The sequence below is a fragment of the Streptomyces sp. NPDC127595 genome, assembly GCF_042671685.1.
Classification (GTDB): Bacteria; Actinomycetota; Actinomycetes; order Streptomycetales; family Streptomycetaceae; genus Streptomyces.
Map to the genome: position 1 here is coordinate 187,504 of NZ_JBHXWK010000005.1, position 25,125 is coordinate 212,628.

At 69.7% G+C, this 25,125-nt stretch carries 21 protein-coding genes; 9 read left to right on the plus strand and 12 right to left on the minus strand.

The window, feature by feature from the left end; translation table 11 throughout:
- The first annotated feature begins 108 nt into the window (after positions 1 to 108).
- Positions 109 to 1,008: a TauD/TfdA dioxygenase family protein gene (locus tag ACFVKT_RS17845; RefSeq protein WP_385732427.1), complete on the plus strand. Its 900-nt coding sequence runs from the start codon at positions 109 to 111 to the stop codon at positions 1,006 to 1,008.
- Between the two features lie 112 nt (positions 1,009 to 1,120).
- Positions 1,121 to 1,762, plus strand: coding sequence for a superoxide dismutase (locus tag ACFVKT_RS17850; protein WP_385732430.1), 642 nt, complete (start codon positions 1,121 to 1,123; stop codon positions 1,760 to 1,762).
- Positions 1,763 to 1,950: 188 nt separating this feature from the next.
- On the opposite strand, the gene ACFVKT_RS17855 is transcribed toward ACFVKT_RS17850, so the two are convergent.
- Entirely contained in the window at positions 1,951 to 2,577 is a 627-nt protein-coding gene (locus tag ACFVKT_RS17855) for a histidine phosphatase family protein (protein WP_385732432.1), read from the minus strand.
- Positions 2,578 to 2,798: 221 nt separating this feature from the next.
- On the opposite strand from ACFVKT_RS17855, the gene ACFVKT_RS17860 reads away from it, so the two are divergent.
- Positions 2,799 to 3,017 carry a hypothetical protein gene (locus ACFVKT_RS17860; RefSeq protein WP_385732434.1) on the plus strand — a complete coding sequence of 73 codons (219 nt, stop codon included), beginning with the start codon at positions 2,799 to 2,801 and terminating at the stop codon, positions 3,015 to 3,017.
- Positions 3,018 to 3,035: 18 nt separating this feature from the next.
- Here ACFVKT_RS17860 and ACFVKT_RS17865 read toward each other — a convergent pair whose 3' ends face one another.
- Positions 3,036 to 3,710, minus strand: coding sequence for a DsbA family protein (locus tag ACFVKT_RS17865; protein ID WP_385732436.1), 675 nt, complete (start codon positions 3,708 to 3,710; stop codon positions 3,036 to 3,038).
- Positions 3,711 to 3,847: 137 nt separating this feature from the next.
- Here ACFVKT_RS17865 and pepN (ACFVKT_RS17870) point away from each other — a divergent pair, with 137 nt between their 5' ends.
- On the plus strand, positions 3,848 to 6,442 hold the full coding sequence (gene pepN, locus ACFVKT_RS17870; protein ID WP_385732438.1) for an aminopeptidase N: 2,595 nt from the start codon (positions 3,848 to 3,850) through the stop codon (positions 6,440 to 6,442).
- Positions 6,443 to 6,682: 240 nt separating this feature from the next.
- The gene (locus ACFVKT_RS17875; RefSeq protein ID WP_385732440.1) at positions 6,683 to 7,747 is read left to right on the plus strand and encodes a hypothetical protein; all 1,065 of its coding nucleotides are present in this window, start codon (positions 6,683 to 6,685) and stop codon (positions 7,745 to 7,747) included.
- A gap of 77 nt (positions 7,748 to 7,824) precedes the next feature.
- Here the strand turns inward: ACFVKT_RS17875 and ACFVKT_RS17880 are convergent, their stop codons facing one another.
- From ACFVKT_RS17880 to ACFVKT_RS17910, 7 genes are all read right to left on the minus strand, one after another.
- Positions 7,825 to 8,424 carry a TetR/AcrR family transcriptional regulator gene (locus ACFVKT_RS17880; protein ID WP_385732441.1) on the minus strand — a complete coding sequence of 200 codons (600 nt, stop codon included), beginning with the start codon at positions 8,422 to 8,424 and terminating at the stop codon, positions 7,825 to 7,827.
- Between the two features lie 56 nt (positions 8,425 to 8,480).
- On the minus strand, positions 8,481 to 9,152 hold the full coding sequence (locus tag ACFVKT_RS17885; RefSeq protein ID WP_385732443.1) for a DUF998 domain-containing protein: 672 nt from the start codon (positions 9,150 to 9,152) through the stop codon (positions 8,481 to 8,483).
- 189 nt (positions 9,153 to 9,341) lie between these two features.
- Positions 9,342 to 10,499 (minus strand): serine hydrolase domain-containing protein, encoded by a 1,158-nt coding sequence (locus ACFVKT_RS17890; RefSeq protein WP_385732445.1) that lies wholly within the window; start codon positions 10,497 to 10,499, stop codon positions 9,342 to 9,344.
- A gap of 91 nt (positions 10,500 to 10,590) precedes the next feature.
- Entirely contained in the window at positions 10,591 to 12,375 is a 1,785-nt protein-coding gene (locus ACFVKT_RS17895) for a TIGR03767 family metallophosphoesterase (protein ID WP_385732447.1), read from the minus strand.
- Between the two features lie 435 nt (positions 12,376 to 12,810).
- Positions 12,811 to 13,260 (minus strand): NUDIX hydrolase, encoded by a 450-nt coding sequence (locus ACFVKT_RS17900; protein WP_385732449.1) that lies wholly within the window; start codon positions 13,258 to 13,260, stop codon positions 12,811 to 12,813.
- A gap of 9 nt (positions 13,261 to 13,269) precedes the next feature.
- Positions 13,270 to 14,124: a pyridoxamine 5'-phosphate oxidase family protein gene (locus tag ACFVKT_RS17905; RefSeq protein ID WP_385733160.1), complete on the minus strand. Its 855-nt coding sequence runs from the start codon at positions 14,122 to 14,124 to the stop codon at positions 13,270 to 13,272.
- A gap of 75 nt (positions 14,125 to 14,199) precedes the next feature.
- On the minus strand, positions 14,200 to 14,643 hold the full coding sequence (locus ACFVKT_RS17910; RefSeq protein ID WP_385732451.1) for a VOC family protein: 444 nt from the start codon (positions 14,641 to 14,643) through the stop codon (positions 14,200 to 14,202).
- A 130-nt stretch (positions 14,644 to 14,773) separates the two neighbouring features.
- Between ACFVKT_RS17910 and ACFVKT_RS17915 the strand changes: the two genes are divergently transcribed.
- Entirely contained in the window at positions 14,774 to 15,313 is a 540-nt protein-coding gene (locus ACFVKT_RS17915) for a CGNR zinc finger domain-containing protein (RefSeq protein WP_385732453.1), read from the plus strand.
- Positions 15,314 to 15,597: 284 nt separating this feature from the next.
- Positions 15,598 to 18,906 carry a S8 family serine peptidase gene (locus ACFVKT_RS17920; RefSeq protein ID WP_385732455.1) on the plus strand — a complete coding sequence of 1,103 codons (3,309 nt, stop codon included), beginning with the start codon at positions 15,598 to 15,600 and terminating at the stop codon, positions 18,904 to 18,906.
- Positions 18,907 to 19,111: 205 nt separating this feature from the next.
- On the opposite strand, the gene ACFVKT_RS17925 is transcribed toward ACFVKT_RS17920, so the two are convergent.
- Entirely contained in the window at positions 19,112 to 19,855 is a 744-nt protein-coding gene (locus ACFVKT_RS17925) for a hypothetical protein (protein WP_385732457.1), read from the minus strand.
- A 1-nt stretch (position 19,856) separates the two neighbouring features.
- The gene (locus ACFVKT_RS17930; protein ID WP_385732459.1) at positions 19,857 to 20,402 is read right to left on the minus strand and encodes a sigma-70 family RNA polymerase sigma factor; all 546 of its coding nucleotides are present in this window, start codon (positions 20,400 to 20,402) and stop codon (positions 19,857 to 19,859) included.
- 240 nt (positions 20,403 to 20,642) lie between these two features.
- Here ACFVKT_RS17930 and ACFVKT_RS17935 point away from each other — a divergent pair, with 240 nt between their 5' ends.
- A complete protein-coding gene (locus ACFVKT_RS17935) occupies positions 20,643 to 21,659 on the plus strand; it encodes an aspartate-semialdehyde dehydrogenase (RefSeq protein ID WP_385732461.1) in 1,017 nt (338 codons plus the stop codon).
- A gap of 232 nt (positions 21,660 to 21,891) precedes the next feature.
- Here ACFVKT_RS17935 and ACFVKT_RS17940 read toward each other — a convergent pair whose 3' ends face one another.
- On the minus strand, positions 21,892 to 22,362 hold the full coding sequence (locus ACFVKT_RS17940; RefSeq protein WP_385732462.1) for a DUF1203 domain-containing protein: 471 nt from the start codon (positions 22,360 to 22,362) through the stop codon (positions 21,892 to 21,894).
- Between the two features lie 112 nt (positions 22,363 to 22,474).
- On the opposite strand from ACFVKT_RS17940, the gene pepN (ACFVKT_RS17945) reads away from it, so the two are divergent.
- A complete protein-coding gene (gene pepN, locus ACFVKT_RS17945; protein WP_385732464.1) occupies positions 22,475 to 25,051 on the plus strand; it encodes an aminopeptidase N in 2,577 nt (858 codons plus the stop codon).
- Positions 25,052 to 25,125: the final 74 nt, after the last annotated feature.

Here is a 25,125-nt window from a genome sequence, read left to right on the forward strand (position 1 = left end):
CGTCCACTGAGACCGCCCACGGAGACCGTCCGCTGAGACCGTCCGCTGAAATCGCCCACTGAGACGGCCCGCTGAAATCGCCCGCGTCCGAACCGAAAGGACCCGCACATGTCCGAGATAGAGATCCGCAAGGTCACCGCGAAGATCGGCGCCCAGGTGTCCGGCATCGACATCGCCAAGCCCCTCGACGACGAGACCATCGCCGCCGTCCGCGCGGCCCTCAACGAGCACAAGGCGCTGGTCTTCGACGCCGACGGCCTGGACGACGAGGGCCAGCAGGCCTTCGCCCGCCAGTTCGGCGACCTGACCACCGCGCACCCGACCGTGCCCGCGGTCGCCGGCGCCCCGAACGTGCTGCCCGTGGACAGCGAGCGGGGCCGCGCCAACCACTGGCACACCGACGTCACCTTCGTCCTCAACCCGCCCCAGGCCAGCACCCTGCGCAGCATCACCATCCCGCCGTACGGCGGCGAGACCCTCATCGCCAACTCGGCGGCCGCCTACCGCGATCTGCCCGAGCCGCTGCGCCAACTCGCCGACAGCCTCTGGGCCGAGCACACCAACGACTACGACTACGCGGTGCCGGACGAGGAGATCGACGCGGAACAGGCCGAGCAGCGCGCCCAGTTCACGTCCATCAACTTCCGCACGGCCCACCCGGTCGTCCGGGTCCACCCGCTGACCGGCGAACGCGGGCTGTTCATCGGCGGGTTCGCGCAGCGGATCCTCGGCCTGTCGCTGGGCGAGTCCCGCAAGATCCTCGACATCCTCCAGGCGTACGTCACCCGGCCCGAGAACATCCTTCGCTGGCGCTGGTCCCCGAATCAGCTCGTCCTCTTCGACAACCGGATCACCCAGCACTACGCCATCGACAACTACGACGGACAGCCCCGCCGTCTGCACCGCGTGACCGTCGCCGGTGACGTGCCGGTCGGCATCGAGGGCAAGGAGAGCTACTCGATCGCGGGCGACGCCTCGCACTACACCTCGGTCACAACCGTCGAGTAACAAGGCGACCGCCCCGTCCCCCGAAAGGCCCTCGCATGCGTCACGCGAGGGCCTTTTTGTTGCTAGCGTGTAGTTGCACATACATTGCAATAAGAGGTCGAGGGGACCCGCCATGCCCGTCTACACCCTGCCCGAGCTGCCGTACGACTACTCCGCACTCGCCCCCGTGATCAGCCCCGAGATCATCGAGCTGCACCACGACAAGCACCACGCGGCGTATGTGAAGGGTGCGAACGACACGCTCGAGCAGCTTGCGGAGGCGCGCGACAAGGAGTCGTGGGGTTCGGTCAACGGGCTGGAGAAGAGCCTCGCCTTCCACCTCTCCGGCCACATCCTGCACAGCATCTACTGGCAGAACATGACCGGTGAGGGCGGCGGCGAGCCGCTGGCCGCGGACGGCGTGGGCGAGCTGGCGGACGCGATCACCGACTCCTTCGGTTCCTTCGCCGGGTTCAAGGCCCAGCTCACCAAGGCCGCCGCGACCACGCAGGGTTCGGGCTGGGGCGTCCTCGCGTACGAACCGCTCAGCGGGCGTCTCGTCGTCGAGCAGGTCTACGACCACCAGGGCAACGTCGGCCAGGGCTCGGTCCCGGTCCTCGTCTTCGACGCCTGGGAGCACGCCTTCTACCTCCAGTACAAGAACCAGAAGGTCGACTTCATCGACGCCATGTGGGCCGTCGTCAACTGGCAGGACGTGGCCCGGCGTTACGCGGCGGCGAAGTCCCGCGCGGATGTCTTGCTGCTGACCCCCTGAGACGGGCCTGGCCCTTCTGGGGCATGCGTAAAGCGTCCTGCTCGTGATCGTCTTCTCAACCTTCACGTTGCAGGCGGATGGAAGGAAAGCCCCCGCGAGGACATGACTCGCGGGGGCTTTCCCTTACTCGCGGGGGGCTTCCGCTACTTGCGGGGCCTTCCCCTACTTGCGGGGCTTTCCCTTTTTCCTTACGCGCACGGCACGTTGAGCGACAGCAGGGCGACCGTCCCGTCCTCGACCCGGAGTTCGGTGATCGCCGCGTTGCGCAACTGCGGGAACACGCGGCGGTATTCGCTCAGCGGGACGGACAGCAGCGAGCAGAGGACCAGGCGGAGCAGGGTGTTGTGGGCGACGACCAGGACACGCTCGCCCGGATGCGCGGTCGCGATGCCGCGCAGGGCCTTCACGCCGCGGGCCGTCGCCGTGCGGGGGTCCTCCGCCTCCGGGAAGGGGTACGCCACCGGGTCCGTCAGGAACGCCTTCGCGCGGGCCGGGTTCTCGGCCGCGAACTCGGCGAGGGTGCGGCCCTCCAGGACCCCGAAGTCGCATTCCCTCAGGGCGGGTTCGCGGTGCGGGGTGAGGCCGAGGGTGCGGCAGGCGGGCTCCGCGGTGGCTGCGGCGCGGGACACCGTCGATGTCCAGACCGCGTCGACGCCGTGCTCGGCGGACCAGCGGCCGAGTGCCTCCGCCTGGGCGCGGCCCTCGTCGGTGAGAGCGATGTCGCTCACGCCGGCGTAGCGGCGCTCGGCGTGCCAGACGGTCTGCCCGTGGCGGGCGAGGAGAAGGGTCGTCGTTGACCCGGGGGGCGTGCTCATTCCTCGCAGTATCCAGGGCGTGAGGGTGTGGCGTGGGGTGATCGCAGGGCTTTCCTCGCCCCCTCCGCCCCTGCCCGTCCCGTACCTGGGGGCTGCCGCCCCCAGACCCCCCCAGTTGGCCCGAACGGCCTCGTCTTCAAACGCCGGACGGGCTGGAAATGGCCCCGTGGGCGCTTTCGCCGCTTACGCTCACGGGTCCGGGCGTCTTTAAGGAGGCGTACATGCCGTACAAGTGGTGCAAGAACTGCGGCAGGATGCGGGACTTCCGTCATCTGGTGAACGACGCGGAGCGCGCGGCGACCAGGGAGGTCGTGAAGCAGGCCAATGTGGACGCCTATATCCGCTGCGCCCACGAAGGCTGCCGCAGGGTCCAGCGGCGCGGCAGGAGCAGCGACGGCGGGACCCTCCCCGAAGAGCTGAGGATTCCCGCCGCCGAGTAGGACCTGGCCGGCTAGGACCTAAAGGTTGCTGAAGTCCGGCCCCACCGTCCGCGACCGCTTGATCTCGTAGAAGCCGGGCGTGGACGCAACCAGCAGCGTGCCGTCCCAGAGCCTGGCGGCGGCCTCGCCCTGGGGGGTGGGGGTGACGACCGGACCGAAGAAGGCGATCTGCTCGCCGTCGGCGCCGGGGACGGCGATGACGGGCGTGCCCACGTCCTGGCCGACCTTGTCGATGCCCTCCTTGTGGGAGGCGCGCAGCTCGGCGTCGAACTCGAACTTCTCCTGGTCGGCGTAGTCCAGCAGGGACGCCGGAAGGCCGACCTCGTCGAGCGCGGCGGCGATCGCCTCGGAGGTCGGGCCCTGGCCCTCGTTGTGGATGCGGGTGCCGAGCGCGGTGTACAGCGGGCCGAGGATGTCGTCGCCGTGCTTCTGCCAGGCGGCGGTCACCACCCGGATCGGCGTCCAGGCCTTGGTGGCGAGCAGCTCGCGGTACTCCTCGGGCAGCTCGTCCAGCTTCGGCTCGTTCAATACCGCGAGGCTCATGATGTGCCAGCGCACCTCGATGTCCCGGACCTTCTCCACTTCCAGAACCCAGCGCGAGGTCATCCAGGCCCAGGGGCACAGCGGGTCGAACCAGAAGTCGACGGGGGTCTTGCCGGAACCGGAACTCGTCTGGGCGGTCTGCTCGGGCATGCTTCTCCTCGAAAAGTGGTGTTACCGAAGCCAACACCGTCGGTCGCCCGACCCATTCCCGGGTGCCCGGTGTCAGGGGCACATGGCAGGATCGGCACTGTACCGATCTGTCCGGCCAGCCCTGAGGGAGTGCCCCCGTGCCCGGTGAGAATCTGTCCCGCGACGAGGCCCGGGAACGGGCGGCGCTGCTGTCCGTCGACGGTTACCAGGTGTCTCTCGACCTGCGCTCCGCCGTCGGGGACCAGGCCACCGGTCCGGCCGCCGACGGGGCGCCGCGCACCTTCCGCTCGGTGACCACCATCCGTTTCCGCTCCGCCGAGCCGGGCGCCACCAGCTTCGCCGACCTGATCGCGCCGAGTGTGACGGCCCTCTCGCTGAACGGCAAGGACCTCGATCCCGGCGAGGTCTTCGACGGCACCCGGATCACCCTCGAGGATCTCCAGGCGGACAACGAACTCGTCGTCGACGCTCAGTGCGCCTACTCCCGCACCGGCGAGGGCATGCACCGCTTCGTCGACCCCGAGGACGGCGAGGTGTATCTGTACACGCAGTACGAGCCCGCCGACTCCCGGCGCGTCTTCGCGAACTTCGAGCAGCCCGACCTCAAGGCCCCCTTCCGCTTCGAGGTAAGGGCCCCTGAGGGATGGACCGTCTGGAGCAACGGAGTCGGCGAACTCACCGACGGTGTCTGGAAGTTCGCCGAGACGAAGCCGATCTCGACGTACATCACCGCCTTCGCCGCCGGCCCGTACCACTATGTGACCGACAGCTACACCCGCACCTTCGACGACGGTACGACGCTGGAGATCCCGCTCGGCGCGATGTGCCGCAAGGGCCTGGCGCCCTACTTCGACGCCGAGGACGTCTTCCTCGTCACCAAGCAGGGCCTGGACTTCTTCCACGAGCACTTCGACTACCCGTACCCGTTCGGGAAGTACGACCAGGCGTTCGTGCCGGAGTACAACCTCGGCGCGATGGAGAACCCCGGACTGGTCACGTTCCGCGAGGAGTTCATCTTCCGCGGCAAGGTGACGCAGGCGTCGTACGAGGGCCGGGCGAACGTCATCCTGCACGAGATGGCGCACATGTGGTTCGGCGACCTCGTCACCATGGAGTGGTGGGACGACCTGTGGCTCAAGGAGTCCTTCGCCGACTTCATGGGCGCGTTCTCGCTGGTCGGCGCGACCCGTTTCAAGGACGGCTGGATCACCTTCGCCAACCGCCGCAAGGCATGGGCCTACCGCGCGGACCAGCTCCCCTCCACACACCCGATCACCGCCGACATCCGCGACCTCCAGGACGCCAAGCTCAACTTCGACGGCATCACGTACGCCAAGGGCGCCTCCGTACTGAAGCAGCTCGTCGCGTACGTCGGCCAGGACGCGTTCCTGGAGGGCGCGCGCCGCTACTTCAAGCGGAACGCGTACGGCAACACGCGCCTCGGCGATCTGCTGTCGGTGCTGGAGGAGACCAGTGGGCGCGACCTGGCGGCCTGGGCGCGGTCCTGGCTCCAGACGGCCGGGGTGAACTCCCTCACCCCGCAGGTGATCCTGAGCGCGGAGGGCCGGATCACCGAGCTGGCGATCCTCCAGGAGGCGGCGGAGTCCCATCCCGAACTGCGGCCGCACCGGGTGGCGGTGGGCCTGTACCGCCGGACACCGGACGGCGCGGTGGAGCGGTACGCGCGGGCCGAGCTGGACGTCGACGGACCCCGTACGGTCGTCGCCGAGCTGGTCGGCGCCGAGGCCCCGGATCTCGTCCTGGTCAACGACGACGACCTGACGTACTGCAAGATCCGTTTCGACGTGGGCTCGTTGGCGACGCTGCGGGAGCGGCTCGGTGAGATCACGGATCCACTGGCGCGCGCCCTGTGCTGGTCGGCGCTGTGGAACCTCACGCGTGACGCACTCATGCCGGCCCGCGACTTCCTCGACCTGGTGCTGCGCTTCGCGGGACGCGAGTCCGACATCGGTGTCCTGCAGATGCTGCACGCCTGGGCCGACTCCGCGCTCACCTTCTACGCGGCACCCGACTGGCGTGCGGAGGGCGAACACCTGCTCGCCGAGGGCGCGCTGAAGGAGCTGCGGTTCGCGGAGCCGGGCAGTCAGCACCAGCTCACCTGGGCCCGCTTCTTCGCGCGGGTCGCGTCCGGCCCGGCCGATCTCCAGCTCCTTCGGGGCCTGCTGGAGGGCACGGCGAAGATCGACGGTCTCGATGTCGACCAGGAGCTGCGCTGGGCGTTCCTGGAACCGCTGGCCGCGCACGGGGTCGCCGACGAGGCCGTGCTGGCCGCCGAACTCGCCCGCGACGACACGGCGTCCGGCAAGCGCCACCAGGTCCGCTGCCTCGCCGCCCGCCCCTCGGCGGCGGTCAAAGCGCAGGCCTGGGCCTCCGTGGTGGAGTCCGACGCCCTCTCCAACGCGCTCGTCGAGGCGACCATCGCGGGCTTCGACCAGTCGTCCCAGCGGGAGTTGCTCGCTCCGTACGCCGCGAAGTACTTCGCGGCGATCGAGCGCGTCTGGGCGGACCGCTCGATCCAGATCGCCATGGACGTCGTGAAGGGGCTCTTCCCCTCCTTCCAGGACTCCCAGGAGACCCTGGACGCGACGGACGCGTGGCTGGCGGCCCACGAGAACGCGGCACCGGCGCTGCGCCGGCTGGTGCTGGAGGCGCGGGACGACCTGGCCCGCGCGCTGCGGGGGCAGGCGGTCGATGTGGCCGCCGCGGGCTGACGAACGTGGCCACCAGCTGGGGGCACCGGTTGCGGCCGGTGCCCTCAGGGGGTGGTGAACACCGGCGCACTCAGTGGTTACGAAGTAAAGATATGCAGAGCCGTAACCCGTACTACTCCCTATCCGGAGCAGCGCCTTTCGGCACTCGAACGCCCGTACTTTAGGGCGGGCTTGTCCGGATTTGTCGACGAGCGTGTAACAGCGGTTAGAGCGCGGCCCCGGTGCGGGAAACCCCGGTTCATGAACCACAACACCCCGCTCTCCCACACCCCCCACTCCCCCCGCCCCCTGCGTCACCTGTCCCACGTACAGCGGCGGGTGCTGACCACCGCGCAGCTCCGGGCGCACGGTGTGAGCGCCGCCGAGACGAACGAGCAGTGCCGGCCCGGCGGCCCCTGGCAGCAGTTCCTCCCGGGCGTCTTCCTTCTCCACGCCGGGCCGCCCACCTCCGAGGAGCGGCTGCACGCGGTCCTGATGTTCGCCGCCCGCTCCCCCGCCCAGCCGGCGCCCGCGATCCCCGTCCAGCCGGGAGCCGAGGCGCCGCACGCCCCCCAGCCCTACACGGACGCGCTCATCACCGGCCTGGCGGCCCTCACCCTGCACGGCTTCACGTCGGCGCCCCCGCTGCTCTCCCTCGACAAGATCGACGTCCTGGTCCCCCGCCTGCGCCGCCTGCGCTCCACGGGCTGCGCCCGCATCGTCCGTACGCCATCCCTCCCCGCCCCCTCGTACATCACCGGCGTCCCGGTCGCCCCCGTCCCCCGCGCCCTCGCCGACGCCGTCGCGGAGCTGTCGGACGCGAACGCCGTACGCCGGCTGCTGACGGAGGCCGTGCGCGGCGGGCACTGCGAACCGGCCGCCGTGGTACGGGAGTTGACCCAGGCCAAGCTGCTGTCTCGCCCCCATGTGGTGGACGCGGTGGACTCGCTTCTCGCCGAGGGGCGCTCGATCGCCGAGGACCGGCTGTACCGGATGGTCGAGGAGTTCGGCCTGCCCGATCCCGTCTGGAATGTGGACCTCCGCCTGCCCGGCGGCCCCCACCTCGGCGGTCTCGACGCCTACTGGCCGGAACAGGCGGTGGCCGTCGAGCTCGACACCCGTGCCCCCCGCCAGGATGAGGACGCCCTCTGGTCGGAGTACGCCCGCAAACGCGAGCACCTGGAGCGCCTGGGCATCACCGTCGTGTACATCACCCCCAAGAAGCTGCGCGACGCGATGGACCAGCAGGCCACCGTCGTACGCACCGCCCTGATGGCGTCGAACGACCGCGATCCCGCGGCCTATGTCGTGGTGCTGCCCCGGTAGTGACGGACCGGGGTCGTATCAGGAGGGGAGAGGAGGGGCCGCCGGGGTGCCGGTGGCCCCTCCTCGTCGTGGGGCGGTCACTCAGGCTGTCCCCGCACGGTCGGCTTGGGCCAGCTCCGGCGCAGTTGACCATCGGTCATGGCGGAGGTGTGTGCTGCCGGGGTCTCCTCCATGCCGAAGCCATGCAGCAGTACCTCGGCGTACCGGCGCCAGGCGTCGGGCGCGACCTCGTGGGTGCGGTCGGCGACGGCGCCGACCATGTAGAAGAAGGCGTACACGTCGGCGCTTGCGAAGTCCTCGCGGACCGCGCCCGCTGCCACCGCCCGTTCCACCAGGCCGTCCACGAGGCGGCCCAGGTCGTCGCGCAGCGCGGCGATCGGCCGCGTGTCGATGCTCGCGTTCGACAGGATGAACTCCATCGCCTGGTCCCGGGCGCGCCACTGCGCCGCTTCGAGGAGGTAGTGGCGCAGCGCCTGCCCCGGGTCCGGCTGCTGCCCGGCTGCCGTGATGAACTCCAGGAGCACGGCGAACCGTTCGGCGAACAGGGCGTCGATCAGCGTGTTCAGGTCCGGGAAGCGCCGGTACACCGTGGCGACTCCGACGCCCGCCTCACGCGCGATCTCGTTGAGGGTGACGGCGGGGCCCCGTTGCGCGAACATGCGGGCTGCCGTCTGCATGATCAGCCGACGGTTTCGTTCCGCGTCCGCTCGCAGCGGGCGTTGCGTATCCGGGGTCACGCCAAGGCATTCTCCACCATGGCGGGGCTGCTCCGGCGGCTGAGCAGGAGCAGGCCGCCCGTACCGACGCTCCACAGCAGCCACGAGTAGACACCGCCGCGCTCGAACACCCCTGCCGTGCTCGTGGACATGCCCACGAAGGCCTCGCTCAGCAGGCCCAGGGAGCCGACGGTGATGCTGAAGACGCGGTACGCCGGCGGCAGCCCGAGGCTCCGCAGTGATCCCGCCATGATCGCCAGCGTGTTCGCGCACAGGATGCCGACCGCCGCCCCCGCGACGTGGATGACCAGACCGGAGTCGGGGCCGTCCTGGGATCCGTGGAACAGCCCGACGAGCACCATGCCCACCCCGTGCACGATCCCGAGGCCGATGACGACGCGCTGCACACGGCCCGTGACCAGGCCGGACAGCAGCACCACCGCGGCCGCGAACAGGATCCCCTCGGCGATGAACGACGCGTTCATCAGCTGATGCGAGGGAGAGCAGATGTCGCGACCCTGGAACTGCGTGCCGCAGTCGGGTACGCCGAGGTCGCTGATGTAGTTCGTGGCGTAGCTGTACGGCGGATCGGTCCAGGCCGCCGCGGTGACCGCCTCGGCGACCACCCATTGCACCGCGTTCACCACCAGAACCACCGCTCCCAGCGAATACCAGACCCTGCGCGACATCGGAACTCCTCTCGCCATGACATGACGACGCCAACGATGCCGTCACCCTACCAGCAAGTGGATAGATCTATCCGATTAGGCGGCCGAGTGCCGTCGACGTCCGCAAAGACCAGCCGGTCCCCTCGGCAGTGGACCGAGGGAACCGGCTCCGCCATCGGCGGCGGAAGGACAACTCGCGCTCAGGCAGCGCTACTTACCGCAGAACTCCGCCTCGATCACCGCCACGCTGTCCCCCGACCAGTCGTTGTTGAAGTTGAAGGAGAGGGCGTGGCTGCCGTCGGGGGTTGTCAGGGCGACGGAGGACGAACCGTGGATGCCTCCGTCGTGGCCCCAGAGTTCGACTCCGCAGCTGAGTTCCAGGCCGACGATGCCGAGGCCGTAGCCGCTGTTCGTGGCCTCGTCGACCAGAATGGTGGTCTTCATCTCCTTGAGCTGCTGCGGCGGGAGGAGCTTGCCGCGGAGGAGGGCCGTGTAGAAGCGGTTCAGGTCGGAGGAGCTGGAGACCATCTCGCCCGCGGAGGAGGCCAGGGAAGGGTTCAGTTCCGTGACGTCGTACGTCGGTCCCGTCGTCGTCTCGGCCAGCTTGCCGTAGGCACGGCTGCTCGGCTGGGGCACCTTGGGATTCGTGCCCGGGAGGACCGTGGCGTGCAGGCCCAGGGGCTTGATGATGCGGTCGGTGATCTCCGAGCCGTACGAGTTGCCGGTGACCTGCTTGATCACCATGCCGGCCAGCACGTAGTTCGTGTTGGAGTAGTTCCACGAGGTGCCCGGGGCGAAGTCCGGCTTGTGGGTCATGGCGATCGCGACCAGCTGGGCCGGGGTCAAGGTGTCGTAGCGGTGCTTGAGGAAGCCGTCCTTGAGGAAGTACGTACTGCCGAAGTCCTCGTCGTCCGTGTAGTTGTTGATACCGCTGGTGTGATTGAGGAGCTGGCGGATCGTGATCAGGCGTCCGTCGTGGCCGTTGCCGCGCACCACGCCCGGAAGCCACTCCTCCACCCTGTCGTCCAGCGACAACCGCCCCTCCGCCTCCAGTTGGAGCAGGACGGTGGAGACGAAGGTCTTGGTGATGCTGCCCACGCGGTAGCGGTCGGCCGTACTGCGGGGCTCCTTCGTCCTCAGGTTGCCCACACCAGAGGTGGCGGACCAGATGCCGTTCTTGTCCTTCACCGCCGCCGTGACGCCCGGTACGCCGTCCTGCACGGCGGCGTCCATGGCCGCACGGGTGGCTCTGTGGTCGCCCTTGGCGGGCGCGGCCGCCACCGCGGGTCCGGCCAGGGCAGCCGCCAGCGCCAGGGCGGTCGCCGCCACCAGTCCCGTACGCAGTGGCGTGTGATGTATGTCGTTCATGGGGTTCCCCGTTCATCGCCGAGATCGGTCGGGAAGGGGGACCCGGTGGGTGGGCGCGGAGGTTGCCCGGCCCCGTCCGGTTGAGCGAGATCTAGCCCTTTTTGAGGACCAGCTCCGTGTTGCGGTCGCGCGAGGTTCCCCCCAGAGACGTGCCGGCGCCCGGCGCGTTGAAGGAGAGCTCGCGGTAGAGGGCGGCAAGCCCCATCTGGGTGAGGTCGGTGAAGTCCGTGGCCTGCGGGGCGGCGGACTCGACGAGGGTGGTGAAGAGGGAGATTGTGCCGTCCCTGTTGTCCACCAGCTCGATGATGCGGGCCAGTTGGGGGAAGTCGACGTGCGAGGCGGTGGAGATCTCCCAGAAGGAGCGGCCGCCGGGCGCCGGGTGCGGGGTGATCTCGTTGCGGTGGATGTGACCGTTCACCCAGGCCAGGACGTTGGCGTGGCCGGCGAGCGTGGCGAGGACGTCGTCGCCGTCGTGGCGCTTCTCGTTCGGGCGGGCCGGATCGCGGCGGGTGTTGCCCATCGACTTGCTGGTGTGGTGGCTGAAGACGACGGCGTAGGAGTCCTTGTTGTCGCGGAGCGTCCTGTCGAGCCACTTCAGCTGAGCCGCCCCGAGGGAACCCTGGTAGTACCCACCCGGGTCGGTGGTGTCGAGGCTGATGCCGATGACGTCGTCGGAGATGCGGAAGGAGTAGTACTGGGTGCCCGCGGAGACGTTCGCCGACGAGTAGCCGTGTCCGATGGGGCCGACGCCCGCGTACGCCGGGTCGAGGTGCGTCTTCAGGTACTCGGCCGGGGTGAAGGGGGCGCGCTTTTCGTCCGGGGTGACCGAGCGCAGGTCGCGCGCGTGGGCCTGCACGAACTCGCGGTACCGCACACCGTTGGGGTCCGTGTCCTTCCTGATGGCGTCCTGCAGGGCCTTGGACTGCGCCGCCGACGCGTTCATCAGTTTCTTGCCGCCGACCGCGAAGTCCCTGAGGAAGGGGTCACCGTGGGAGGCGAAGGTGCCGAGCGGCATGGCGTCGTGGTTGCCGACCGTGGAGTACCAGGGGAGGTTGAGGCCGGGGCTTCGCAGTTCGGCGGTCGCGGCCGCCAGGAAGCCGCCGATGTGCGGGAAGCCGGCCTGCTTGTCGGAGTCGCGGGCGGCCGAGTCGGGCTGCCAGTACTGCTTGAGGCCGCTGTTCTGGACACCCTCGTAGGCGCGCGGGTCACCGGTGTTGGGGGTGATGCGGCCACCGCTCATCACCTTCATGAACCATTCCAGCTCGGACTTGGCGTTGTTGTCCGTGTTGTCGCCGGTGGTCATCGCGAAGTGCAGCGGGGAGCCGGTGACGGGGGCTCCCGGCAGCGAGTTGACCCGCTCGACGAGCGAGACCGCGCCCTGCACGGACAGGATCTCGTGCGGGCGCCAGGCGTGGATGTCGGCCGAGCGCAGGAACTCCAGGCGCAGCGGGTGCTGGGTGTCCATCAGGTGCAGGTCGGTGAGCTGCACGAACGCGGCGAGCGCGGTACGCCGGTCCGCCCGGCCCGACTTGGCCGAGGCCAGCTCGCTGCGCACGACCCGCTTCCAGCCGGGGCCGTCACCGAGCCGCCGGTACCCGGTGGAGCTGTTGCGCGGGGTGGCCACGCTGCTCAGGGTGGTGCCGCGCTCGTAGGGGTCGAGCCGGCCGACGGGCGCCCTGCCGGACACCGTCACCGGCGCCTCGCTCGCGTCGGCGGCGCTCACGCCGGTGGCGGCCTCCGTCGCGGCGTGCGCGTCGGGGCCGGGCCGCAGGGCGATGCCGATTCCCGCGGAGAGGGATACCGCGCCGGTGGCTGCCAGCAGGGTGCGGCGGTTGAGGTCGGATGCAGCGGCGGCGACAGAGCGTATGCGCGACATGGCGCGATCTCCCCGATTGCGAACGCGTCGACAGTGGTCGCGGGAGGCTCGCGTCGCGAACGCCCCGCTCATACTGGATCGTTGGCACCGGGGATGACCTGCGCGTTAACTGGACCACAACGAGCAGCGCCGATCACCGTACGTCGATCTTGGACCACTCCGCGCAGCCATGGGCGTCCATGGAGCCCACCTCCAACGGCTTGGAAGCGGTCACTCCGTGTTCATCTGCCGGGGGAACACGGATGCTGACGAGCGGTTGCGGGTGAGCGATCCCGGAGGAACGCGGGCGAGTGATCCCGGGGGAACGGTCACGGGCAAGTGATCGCCGGGGGAACGGTCACGGGCAAGTGATCCCCGGGGAACGGTCACGGGCAAGCGATCCCTGAGGATGAGCCGTAACAGGCAAGCTGTAACAGGCAAGCCGTCGCAGGCGACCTACTTCGCCATGCGGCCCACGGCCGGGCGCTGCCGCCACAACGCCAGTCCGATATCGACCAGTCCGACCCGGTTCAGCCCGGATACAGCGTCCAGCGGGTGCCAAGCCGCCAGATCTGTCGAGCCGTTCACCTCCGGGCGCAGTTCGCCGCCGGTGATCCGCCCCTCGTAGATGAGCCGCAGGGCGTGATGGTCGGCGACGACTCCGAGGCGGCGCGGAATCCGTCGCCGGAACGAGTCCACGCCGAGCAGCCCGGTGGCCTCGAAGACATACCCCGTCTCCTCCTCGACCTCGCGGACGACGGTGTCATAGGGGTCCTCACCGTGGTCCATGCCGCCGCCGGGCAGCATCCACTCGGGAGTGCCGTCATCGTCCCAGCCGCGGGCGAGCAGCAGCTCCCCGTCCCTGACGCATATGGCGTAGGCCGCCACCCTCAACTCCTCGCGCACTCCGTGACGTTAGCGCGCCAAGTCCGGATTGGCCGGCGAATACTCAGGCGCGGACCAGGTCAGCGGGCTGGCGGCCGGGGTTTCGAGGACCTCCTCGACGAGGAAGCGGACCGTGCGTTCCCCGTCCCCGTCGAACTCGGTGCGTGCCGTGCCAGTGAGCTGAAGCACCGTCCCCGACACCCAGTCCAGGAAGAGCAGCCCGGCCCGCGGCTCGACCGACAGGTTGCCGAGGCTCAGGAACATGGCGTTGCCGGGATAGTCGGGCCAGCTCAGCTCGCGGGCAGAAGCGGCGCACACGAAGCCCGGGTTGCCGCCACGATGGCTGGCGTCGGCGCCGTGCTCATGGACGGTGGCGAGGAAGAAGGTGTCCGAGGACTCGATGAACTCCCGCTGCTCCGGGCTGAGTTCAGGACCGCGCAGCGCCGTCGCCGAGGCGCGGTCCACCGTCTCGTACGACTCCCTGCACTGGAGGTACTTCGGGCAGTTGGAGAAGACCTGGTCGGCCACGATCGCGAGGCCGCGGGGCGTCGGACGCGCCCGGCCGTTGAGGCGCATACGGCGACGGGTGCGCGGGTCGAGCGCGATGGTGCCCACAGGGGTGTTCGGCACGGCGAGCGCGGTCGCGAGCGGGTCGCCCGCACGGACTCCGCCCGCCACCGAGATCTGGTGCGGAGCCGTGGCCCGGACGAATCCGGGCTCACCGGTGAGCAGCGAGGCCCACACGGCGCCGCTCACCGGATCCGCGGCGCCGAGCACCAGCATGGGCTGCCGTTCCAGGAAGGCGGCGGCCACCGGCCGGATGCCCTGCCCGACGGCACGGTCCATATGGTCGGCGGCCTCCCGGACGCCGACCCGGTCCTGCATGGCGCGCGAACCGGCGTGATACGTCACGACGCATCCCTCTCGTGGAAGAACCCTCTGGAAGAAACCGCAGGTTCTTTAGAAGAAACCGCAGGTAGGAGCCGACTCGGACGGTGCCGGCGCCCCCTCGGCGCCGCTCTCCGCGTAGATCTCCAGGCGGGTGCCGTCGGGGTCGTGGAAGAAGATGCCGCCGGAGGTCCCGCCCTCGTGGTGGGCAACCACACCCTCGTACGCGAACTCCACGCCGTACTCACGCAGAGCCGTTTCGTACGTCTTCACCTGGTCGATCGAGTCCACTTCCAGCGCGAGGTGGTGCAGGCCCGCGCGGCCGGTGTCGTGCGGCCCCTGCGCCTGCTGCCACAGCGTGAGGACAAGACCGCTGTCGCCTCCCAGGAACGCGTACCGCCGGTCCTCCTCCTTGCCCTCGCCCATCACGCCGAAGCCGAGCACGTCGCGGTAGAAGCCGAGTGAGCGGTCGAGGTCCGTGACGTTCAGACCGATGTGGCCGGTGCGCGGAGTCATGACAGTCCCCTCTGTCGTTGGCCAGGCCCCCCAGAGAACCTAACCTCTGTCATTGACATTAAAGGTTAGAATCAAAGAACGCAACCGGTCACATAACCTTGAGCGGTTAGCAGGGAAGGGAGCCTCCGCCATGACCGTCACCCACGACCCGCGCCCGCTCACCGGGGAGCCGGTCTCCCTCGACCTGCTCAACACCCGCTGGATGCACGAGGGGACCGTGCGGGATCTGCTGACGGACACCGACGGGCTGGCGGTGTGGCTGGCGGGCAACCGGCTCGACTTCCCGGCGAGCGGCGCCGTTCTGCGGCACACGCTCCAGGCGCGGGACGCCCTGCGAGCCGCCGTCGACGGATCCCTCGCCGAGGGCGCCGACGACATCGACGCCGTCCTCGCGCACGGGCGGGTGCGCCTCACGCTGACCGCCCGCGGGCAGGGCGAGAACCCCGAGTTCAGCGACCCCTCCTGGGGGCCGGCCTGGCTCGCCGCGCGCGACTATCTGGAGCTGCTGCGCACCGCCCCCGACCGGATCCGCGGGTGCGCGCACGAGTCGTGCATCCTGCACTTCTTCGACACCTCACGGAACGGCACGCGCCGCTGGTGCTCGATGGCGGGGTGCGGCAATCGCGCCAAGGCGTCCCGGCATTACGCGCGCCACACGAAAGGCGACTGAACGCGCCGTACGAAGGGCGACTGAACGCGCCACGCGAAGGGCGACTCAACACGCCGCACGAAGGGAGGCCGAAAAGGGGCAAGTTGCCGCCTTTCGGGATTCATCCCCCTCGTCGCACAGGGGGTTTTCCCCACACCCCCATATCGATTCGGTCAACTCTCCCTAAACATCCTTCCCATGAGTAAAGCTGAGCGATCATCCGGGATCATCTCCCGGACGTCCGCGGCCGGAACAGATCGACCCCGGTCGCTCACCCGCTCGTTCCTTTACCTACAGGGATGCTGATGACCCCCGACTCTCAGCGCGCTCCGATATCGGGCGCGAGACGCGTGGCCCGCATAGCCGTGGCCGCGGGACTGGTGGCCGCGCTTTCCGCGGCCGGGCCGATACCCATGGCCTTCTCCGCAGGAGCCGACACTCCGGCGGCGGACCCCGTCGTCAAGTCCGCGAGCGAGAAGCTCGGTTCGGACGACGCGGACCTCCTCGCCGACGCCAAGGCGGCCGGCGACAAGAACGTCACGATGATGATCGCCACCGCTCCGGGCCAGACCGAGCAGGTCGCCGGCCAGCTGGACGCGGTGAAGGGCGGCTCGGTAGGCGAGACCTACGACGAGCTCGGCTACGTCCGCGCCACCGTCCCGACGGCCAAGGCCGACTCCGCCATCGAGGCCGCGACGAAGCTGTCCTCCGTGCACGGGATCGACCTGCGCCAGGAGATCGCGCTCGACGACCCGACACCGAGCGCCGACACCGCCAAGACCTCGGGCAACGTCTCCACGGCGGCCACCTACCCGGCCCCCTCCAAGAGCACGCCCGCCGAGAACCCGTACAACCCGTCCTTCGAGACGGGCGCCGTCGACTTCGTGAAGGAGAACCCGAAGGCGGACGGCCGGGGCATCACCATCGGCATCCTCGACTCCGGTGTCGACCTCGGGCACCCGGCGCTGCAGAAGACCACCACCGGCGAGCGCAAGATCGTCGACTGGGTCACCGCGACCGACCCGATCCTGGACGGCGACGCCACCTGGCGCCCGCAGATCACCCCGGTCTCCGGGCCCACCTTCACCTACAGCGGCAAGACCTGGACGGCGCCCGCGGGCTCCTACCAGGTCAGCCTCTTCCGGGAGTCCTCGACCGCGGGCGGCGACGCCGCGGGCGACGCGAACCGGGACGGCGACACCACCGACACGTGGGGCCTCCTGTACGACGCGGCGGCCGGCACGGTCCGCGTCGACCTGAACAACAACGGCGACTTCAGCGACGACACTCCGCTGAAGCCGTACAAGGACGGCTACCAGATCGGCTACTTCGGCACGGACAACCCGTCCACCGACGTCGTCGAGAGCCAGCCGTTCGTCGTGGAGATCCGCAAGGATGTCCCGATGGACCCGTACGGCGGTTCCTGGGTCGGTCAGAAGCGTGACTTCGTCAACATCGGCGTCATCGAGTCCGAGCACGGCACGCACGTGGCGGGCATCACCGCCGCGAACGGCCTGTTCGGCGGCAAGATGAACGGCGCGGCCCCCGGCGCGAAGATCGTCTCCTCGCGCGCCTGCACCTGGAGCGGCGGCTGCACCAACATCGCGCTCACCGAGGGCATGATCGACCTCGTCGCCAACCGCGGCGTCGACATCGTCAACATGTCGATCGGCGGCCTGCCCGCGCTGAACGACGGCAACAACGCGCGCGCCGAGCTCTACACGCGCCTCATCGACACCTACGGCGTCCAGCTGGTGATCTCCGCGGGCAACTCCGGCCCCGGCGCGAACACCATCGGCGACCCCGGCCTGGCCGACAAGGTCATCTCGGTCGCGGCCTCCATCTCCAAGGAGACCTGGGCGTCCAACTACGGCTCGCAGGTCTCGAAGGACTACGCGCTGCTGCCCTTCTCCTCGCGCGGCCCGCGTGAGGACGGCGGCTTCACGCCGACCCTGACCGCCCCCGGCGCCTCCATCAACACCACGCAGACCTGGCTGCCCGGCGGCCCGGTCGCCGAGGCGGGCTACACGCTGCCGGCCGGCTACTCGATGCTGCAGGGTACGTCGATGGCGTCCCCGCAGGCCGCGGGCGCCTCGGCGCTGCTGCTGAGCGCCGCCAAGCAGAAGAACATCGACCTCACCCCGGCGACCCTGCGCACGGCGCTGACCTCGACCGCCGATCACATCAAGGGTGTTCAGGCGTACGAGGAGGGCGCGGGCCTCATCAACATCGTGGACGCGTGGACCTCCATCAAGGCCGGCGCGACCGCCCACGACTACACGGTGAAGGCGCCGGTCGACACCGCGATCGACTACGCGCTCAAGACCCCGGGCTTCGGCACGGGTCTCTACGACCGTGAGGGCGGCCTCAAGGCGGGCCAGAAGAAGACGTACGACGTCACGATCACCCGTACGTCCGGCGCCGACAAGGCGCTCACGCACGAGCTGTACTTCGAGAACAACACCGCCGGCACCTTCAAGATCGTCGGTAACGACGTGGTGAAGCTGCCGCTGAACCAGCCGGTGACCGTCAAGGTCCAGGCCGCCCCGAAGACGGCCGGTCTGAAGAGCGCGATCCTCGAGGTCGACGACCCGAAGACCGAGGGCGTCGACAAGCAGATCCTGTCGACCGTCGTCGTCTCCGCACCGCTCAACTACACCTACGCGGCGTCGGGTTCGGTGCAGCGCAACAGCTCCACGTCCTACTTCGTCACCGTCCCCGAGGGCGCCAAGTCCCTCGAGGTGGCGATCAGCGGGCTGAAGGCGACGAGCCAGACCCGGTTCATCGCGATCCACCCGTACGGCGTTCCGGTCGACAACACCTCGACTCCGTACTGCTACAACAACTACCTCAACGGCAACGGCTGCAAGCCCGACGTGCGTTCGTACGCGGACCCGCAGCCCGGTGTCTGGGAGATCGAGGTCGAGTCGCGCCGTACGTCGCCGCTGCTCGACAACCCGTACAAGCTCGACGTCTCCGTGCTCGGCGTGGCCTTCGACCCGGCCGTCGTCACCGTCCCCGAGGCCAAGGTCGGCACCCCGGCCCCCGCCTCCTGGACCGTGAAGAACAACTACGCCGCGCTCGACGGCACCCTGAAGGGCGGCCCGCTCGGCTCCTCGCTGACCACGCGGCCGACCATCGCCGACGCCGAGACGCAGACGACGACGGTCGAGGTGCCCGCGGGCGCCGCGTCCCTCGACGTCGCCATCGGCAACGTCTCGGACCAGGCGGCGGACCTCGACCTGACGGTGTACAACGCCGCCGGGACCGTCGTCGGCCAGTCCGCCGACGGTGACTCCGAGGAGGCCGTCTCCATCCCCTCGCCCGCCGCCGGTACGTACACCGTCGAGGTCGTGGGCTACGCGGTCCCGTCCGGCTCGACCGCGTACGACTACCAGGACGTGTTCTTCTCGTCCGCGCTCGGCACCGTCGACGTCGACGAGTCCACTCCGGTCAAGCTCGCCACCGGCGCCTCGGCCTCGGTGTCCGCCTCGGTCACCGCCGCGGCCGCGGCGCCCGAGGGACGCGAGTTCTTCGGTCAGGTCCAGCTGGTGAACGCCCGCGGCACGGTCGCGGGCCTCGGCAGCGTGAAGATCGAGAAGGTCACGCCGTAGCTTCTACGGCTTCGGGGCGGGCGTCCGGTCACGGGCGCCCGCCCTTTCTCATGCGCCCGGTCATGCGCGGGCGAGCCTCATACGCCCGGTCATGGACGGGCGAGCCTCGTGCACCGGGTCATGCGCAGGCGCGTCTCGTACGCCCGGTCATGGACAGGCGAGCCTCGTGCACCGGGTCATGCGCAGGCGCGCCTCGGGCACCCGGTCATTCGCAGGCGAGGTCGCCGAGTTCGCGGGAGTCGGGCAGCGCGTCGAGGATCCAGGTCCGTTCCTGGGTGATCTCCTGCTCACTCGTCGTCCAGGTGTCGGGCGAGGCCTCGCCCCGCGCGATGCCGACAAGGACGTGGTCGCCCTTGTGGAGCTGTGGCTCGGCGTCCTCGTCCATCAGGAAGGTGATCTCGTCCTTCCCCTTGTCCGGCTTGTAGTAGCGGGTCACGTCCAGCGTGATGCGGTCCTGGGCGGTGCCGGGGAGCGGCTCGACCTGCGCGACCGTGCCCTCGACGATGAGACGGGAGCAGGCGATGTATTCCGAGGCGCTGAACGAGGATCCCCCCTTGGCGTCGTCCTGAGGACCGGCCGCCTTGTCCGCCGTGCTCGACGCCCCCGAGTCGTCGCTCACGCCCTGCCCGGCCTGCACCACGAGCCAGCCCGTGCCCACCATCAGACCGGCGGCGCACGCGACGGCGAGGGCGCCGAAGGCGATCTTCAGGGGGCGCCTTTTCTTCGGGGCACGCACACGGACCGGCTTCACCGGCCCGACCACCGCCGCCGACTTCGCACCGTCCGCCAGCGCTTCCCCGATGAGCGTCAACTGCTCGCGCAGCAGCGCCACATCCGCGAGCGCCTGCCCGTGCTCCGCCATGAACTCGGCGTCGTTCTCGGCTCCTTCGGGCAGCGGTTCGTCCGTGATCGCGGCCAGGAGCGCGTCGACACCTTCGTACTCGGCCACGTCACACCACCTCGTCCTCGTGCAGGCGGGCGCGCAGAGCCCGTACCGCCGTATGCAGCCTGCTCTTGACCGTGCCCTCCGGGATGCCGAGTTCCTCGGCTATGCCCCGGACGGGCAGGTCGGCGTAGAAACGCAGGACGAGTACCTGACGCTGGGAGTCAGGCAGTTCGTCCAGCCCCCGGGCGACGGCGAGCGAGAGCACGTTGGAGTCCTCGTCACTGGAGTGCTCCGGCTGCCGCAGCGAGGCCAGGCGTTCGCCTATCCGCTCCTGGCGGCGCTTGGCCCGGTGCCAGTCCATCGCCAGGTTGGAGGCGACGACCGCGGCCCACGCGGACACGTCACGCGGCGCCTCGTCCCCCTTCGCCGCGCGCTCCAGCAACCGCAGGCGGACCTGCTGCACCCCGTCCGGCAGGTCCGCCTGCGGTACCCCGCCGAGCGCGAGCACGGCCCGCACCCGGCGTTCCTGCGCCGCGTCCAGGGGGTCGTCCACCCCATGGCCGCCCACATGGCCGCCCCCCTGGCCGCGGCGGGCCTTTCTGCGCAGCACAGCACCCCTCCCCTCCCGCGTTTCCCCTACGACGCCGGGGCGGGCGGAAACGTTCGCCTGATCCGGCGTTCTTTTTTCCCGGTCCCCTCCGGCGCCCTCTTTGGAGAGGTACGTCACACCGGTCCGGGACCCCGCGTCCCACTCCTCGGGCGACCGGGCGAAAGGATTGGACACGCGGGCCCCGGTCAGACGCATCATGGAAGCGCCGGACCACGTAATAGGCAAGCAAAGGGAGTCGCCGTGAGGGTCGGAATCGTCGGAGCCACCGGTCAGGTCGGCACAGTCATGCGCAGGATCCTGGTCGAGCGGGACTTTCCCGTCGACGAGCTGCGCCTGTTCGCCTCGGCCCGCTCAGCCGGGTCGGTCCTCGACGGGGTGACGGTCGAGGACGCTTCCACGGCGGACTACTCGGGCCTGGACATCGTGCTGTTCTCGGCGGGCGGCGCGACCTCGAAGGCGCTGGCCGAGAAGGTCGCCTCACAGGGCGCCGTCGTGATCGACAACTCCTCCGCCTGGCGCAAGGACCCGGACGTACCCCTCGTGGTCTCCGAGGTGAACCCGCACGCGATCGCCGACCGCCCCAAGGGCATCATCGCGAACCCGAACTGCACGACGATGGCCGCCATGCCGGTCCTGAAGCCGCTGCACGCGGAGGCGGGCCTCGAAGCGCTCGTCGTCGCCACCTACCAGGCGGTCTCCGGCTCCGGAGTCGCCGGCGTGGCCGAGCTGCACGGCCAGGCCCTCAAGGTCGTGGCGGAAGCCGACAAGCTCACCCACGACGGGGAAGCGGTCGACTTCCCCGAGCCGCAGGTCTACAAGCGGCCCATCGCCTTCAACGTGCTCCCCTTCGCGGGTTCGCTCGTCGACGACGGTCTGAACGAGACCGACGAGGAGCACAAGCTCCGCAACGAGTCCCGCAAGATCCTGGAGATCCCCGCCCTCAAGGTCTCCGGCACCTGTGTCCGCGTCCCGGTCTTCTCCGGGCACTCCCTCCAGGTGAACGCCCGCTTCACGCGTCCGCTGAGCGTGGAGCGCGCCACGGAGCTCCTGGCCGGCGCCCCCGGCGTCGTCCTCTCCGACATCCCCACCCCTCTCCAGGCCGCCGGCAAGGACGCCTCCTACGTCGGCCGCATCCGCCCCGACGAGACCGTCGACCACGGCATCGCCCTCTTCGTCTCCAGCGACAACCTCCGCAAGGGCGCGGCGCTGAACGCGGTCCAGATCGCGGAGCTGGTGGCGGCGGAGCTCAAGGGCTGACGTCCGGGGGTGGGGGGATTTTTTTCGCCCCCTCCGCCCTTGCCCATTCCCGTCACTTGGGGGCTCCGCCCCCGAACCCCCGCTCCTCAAACGCCGGAGGGGTTACACCTGGCCCGTCCGGCGTTTGAGGACGAGCGCCTTCAGCGCGACAGCGGGGGTCTGGGGGCGGCAGCCCCCAGAAACAAGGGACGGGCAGGGGCGGAGGGGGCGAAAAACCCCTACCCCCTACCCCCTACCCCCTGCGCACCTCGTACAGAAAGCACCCGTGCTCCACCGCCCGCACATGCACCAGCGCCACAGCCGGGTCTTCGAAGGCGTCCCGGAAAGCCCCGTCATCCAGGGCGTCGACCAGCCGTCCGCCCAGGATGCGCCCCTCGGCGGAATAGCGGCGGAGCGTCCGATGGGAGTTGGCGAAGGGGTAGCCCGGCGCGGCCGACCCCGGGCACTCCTCCGCGTGGATGAAGACCGGGCCCTGCTCGTCGTAGGCCCCCGGATCGGCGCCCGTCTGCGCGGCCCAGCGCCGCAGCGGGGCGTACGAGACCAGGGCGATCAGCTCTCCCGGCGCACTGCGGCGCAGACAGCAGCGCAGCGGCGGCCCGCCCTCCTCGTCGGTCACGGGAATCATCCCGCGCCCCGCGTCGTCAACGGAGCGCAGCTCCTTCAGGATCACGGGCGCGATGGGTCGTGCGATGTACGTCGTCATGGCTCCAGCATCACGCGCCCCCGCCCGGTTCTCCGGCGGGAAACAGACATCGCGTTCCGCGCGGCTCCCGTGGAAGGATGGCGCAACCCACCCATATCGAGGAGATGACCGCGTGCCTGGCACAAACCTGACCCGCGAAGAGGCGCAGCAGCGGGCGAAGCTGCTCACCGTTGACTCGTACGAGGTCGATCTCGACCTCTCCGGCGCGCAGGAGGGCGGCACCTACAGGTCCGCGACCACGGTGCGATTCGACGTCACCGAAGGCAGCGCCGAGTCCTTCATCGACCTCGTGGCCCCCACGGTCCACGAGGTCACCCTCAACGGCGACCCGCTGGACGTCGACGCCGTCTTCAAGGACTCACGGATCGCGCTCCCGGGTCTCCTGGCGGGGCGCAACGTCCTGCGCGTGGTCGCGGACTGCGCCTACACCAACACCGGCGAGGGTCTGCACCGGTTCGTCGACCCCGTCGACCAACAGGCCTACCTCTACACCCAGTTCGAGGTCCCGGACGCCCGACGTGTCTTCGCGTCGTTCGAGCAGCCCGACCTGAAGGCCACCTTCCAGTTCACCGTGAAGGCGCCCTCCGGCTGGACCGTCATCTCCAACTCGCCGACGCCCGAGCCCAAGGACGACATCTGGGTCTTCGAGCCGACGCCGCGGATCTCGACGTACATCACGGCCCTGATCGTCGGCCCGTACCACAGCGTGCACAGCGTGTACGAGAAGGACGGGCAGTCCGTCCCGCTCGGTATCTACTGCCGTCCCTCGCTCGCCGAGTTCCTGGACTCGGACGCGATCTTCGAGGTGACGCGGCAGGGCTTCGACTGGTTCCAGGAGAAGTTCGCCTACGCGTACCCGTTCAAGAAGTACGACCAGCTCTTCGTGCCGGAGTTCAACGCGGGCGCGATGGAGAACGCGGGCGCGGTGACGATCCGGGACCAGTACGTGTTCCGGTCCAAGGTGACCGACGCCGCGTACGAGGTGCGTGCGGAGACGATCCTGCACGAGCTGGCGCACATGTGGTTCGGCGACCTCGTGACCATGGAGTGGTGGAACGACCTGTGGCTGAACGAGTCGTTCGCCACGTACACCTCCATCGCCTGCCAGGCGTACTCCCCCGACTCGCGCTGGCCGCACTCCTGGACCACCTTCGCCAACTCCATGAAGACGTGGGCCTACCGGCAGGACCAGCTCCCGTCGACGCACCCGATCATGGCGGAGATCCGCGACCTGGACGACGTGCTCGTCAACTTCGACGGGATCACCTACGCCAAGGGTGCGAGCGTGCTCAAGCAGCTCGTCGCGTACGTCGGCATGGACGAGTTCTTCAGCGGTGTGCAGGCGTACTTCAAGGCGCACGCGTACGGCAACACGCGGCTCAGCGATCTGCTGGGCAAGCTGGAGGAGACCAGCGGGCGTGATCTGAAGACCTGGTCGCAGAAGTGGCTGCAGACGGCGGGCATCAACATCCTGCGCCCGGAGGTCGAGACGGACGCGAACGGTGTCATCACCTCGTTCGCGATCCGCCAGGAGGCCCCGGCGCTGCCCGCCGGCGCCAAGGGCGAGCCGACGCTCCGCCCGCACCGCATCGCCGTCGGCCTCTACAGCCTGGACGAGGCAAGCGGCAAGCTGCTGCGTGACGAGCGCGTCGAGCTGGACGTCGACGGCGATCTGACGGCCGTACCGGAGCTGATCGGCAAGCGCCGCCCGGACGTCTTCCTGCTCAACGACGACGACCTGTCGTACGCGAAGGTCCGTCTCGACGAGGACTCCCTCGCCTTCGTCACCGAGCACCTCGGCGACTTCGAGTCCTCCCTTCCCCGCGCCCTGTGCTGGGCCTCGGCCTGGGACATGACACGCGACGCGGAGCTCGCGACGCGCGACTACCTGTCCCTCGTCCTGTCGGGCATCGGCAAGGAGTCCGACATCGGCGTCGTGCAGTCGCTGCACCGCCAGGTGAAACTGGCGATCGAGCTGTACGCCGACCCGAACGCCCGCGAGGCCCTGCTGACCCGCTGGACGGACGCGACGCTGGCCCATCTGCGGGCCGCCGAGCCCGGCAGCGACCACCAGCTCGCGTGGGCGCGCGCCTTCGCGGCGACCGCCCGTACGCCGGAGCAGCTCGACCTCCTGGAGGGCCTGCTGGAGGACCGCGAGACCATCGAGGGCCTCGCCGTCGACACCGAGCTGCGCTGGGCGTTCGTGGGCTGCCTCGCGGCGGTCGGACGCTACGACGAGGCGGAGATCAACGCCGAGTACGAGCGGGACAAGACGGCGGCGGGTGAGCGGCACGCCGCCACCGCCCGTGCCGCGCGTCCCACCGAGGAGGCCAAGGCGGAGGCCTGGGCCCAGGTCGTCGAGTCCGACAAGCTCCCGAACGCCGTGCAGGAAGCGGTGATCGGCGGCTTCGTGCAGACCGGCCAGCGCGAGCTGCTCGCGCCGTACACGGACCAGTTCTTCGCCGTGGTGAAGGACATCTGGGACTCGCGCTCGCACGAGATCGCCCAGCAGATCGCGGTCGGCCTCTACCCGTCCATCCAGGTCTCCGAGGAGACCCTCGCCAAGACGGACGCCTGGCTGGCCTCCGCCGAGCCCAACGCTGCCCTGCGGCGGCTGATCTCGGAGTCCCGCTCGGGCGTCGAGCGGGCACTGCGGGCGCAGGCGGCGGACGCGGCGGCGTCGTCGTAGTCGGCTGACGCGGCGGCGACGAGACGTACGTGAAGGGGGGCGCCCGGCGTTGTGCCGGGTGCCCCCCTTAATTT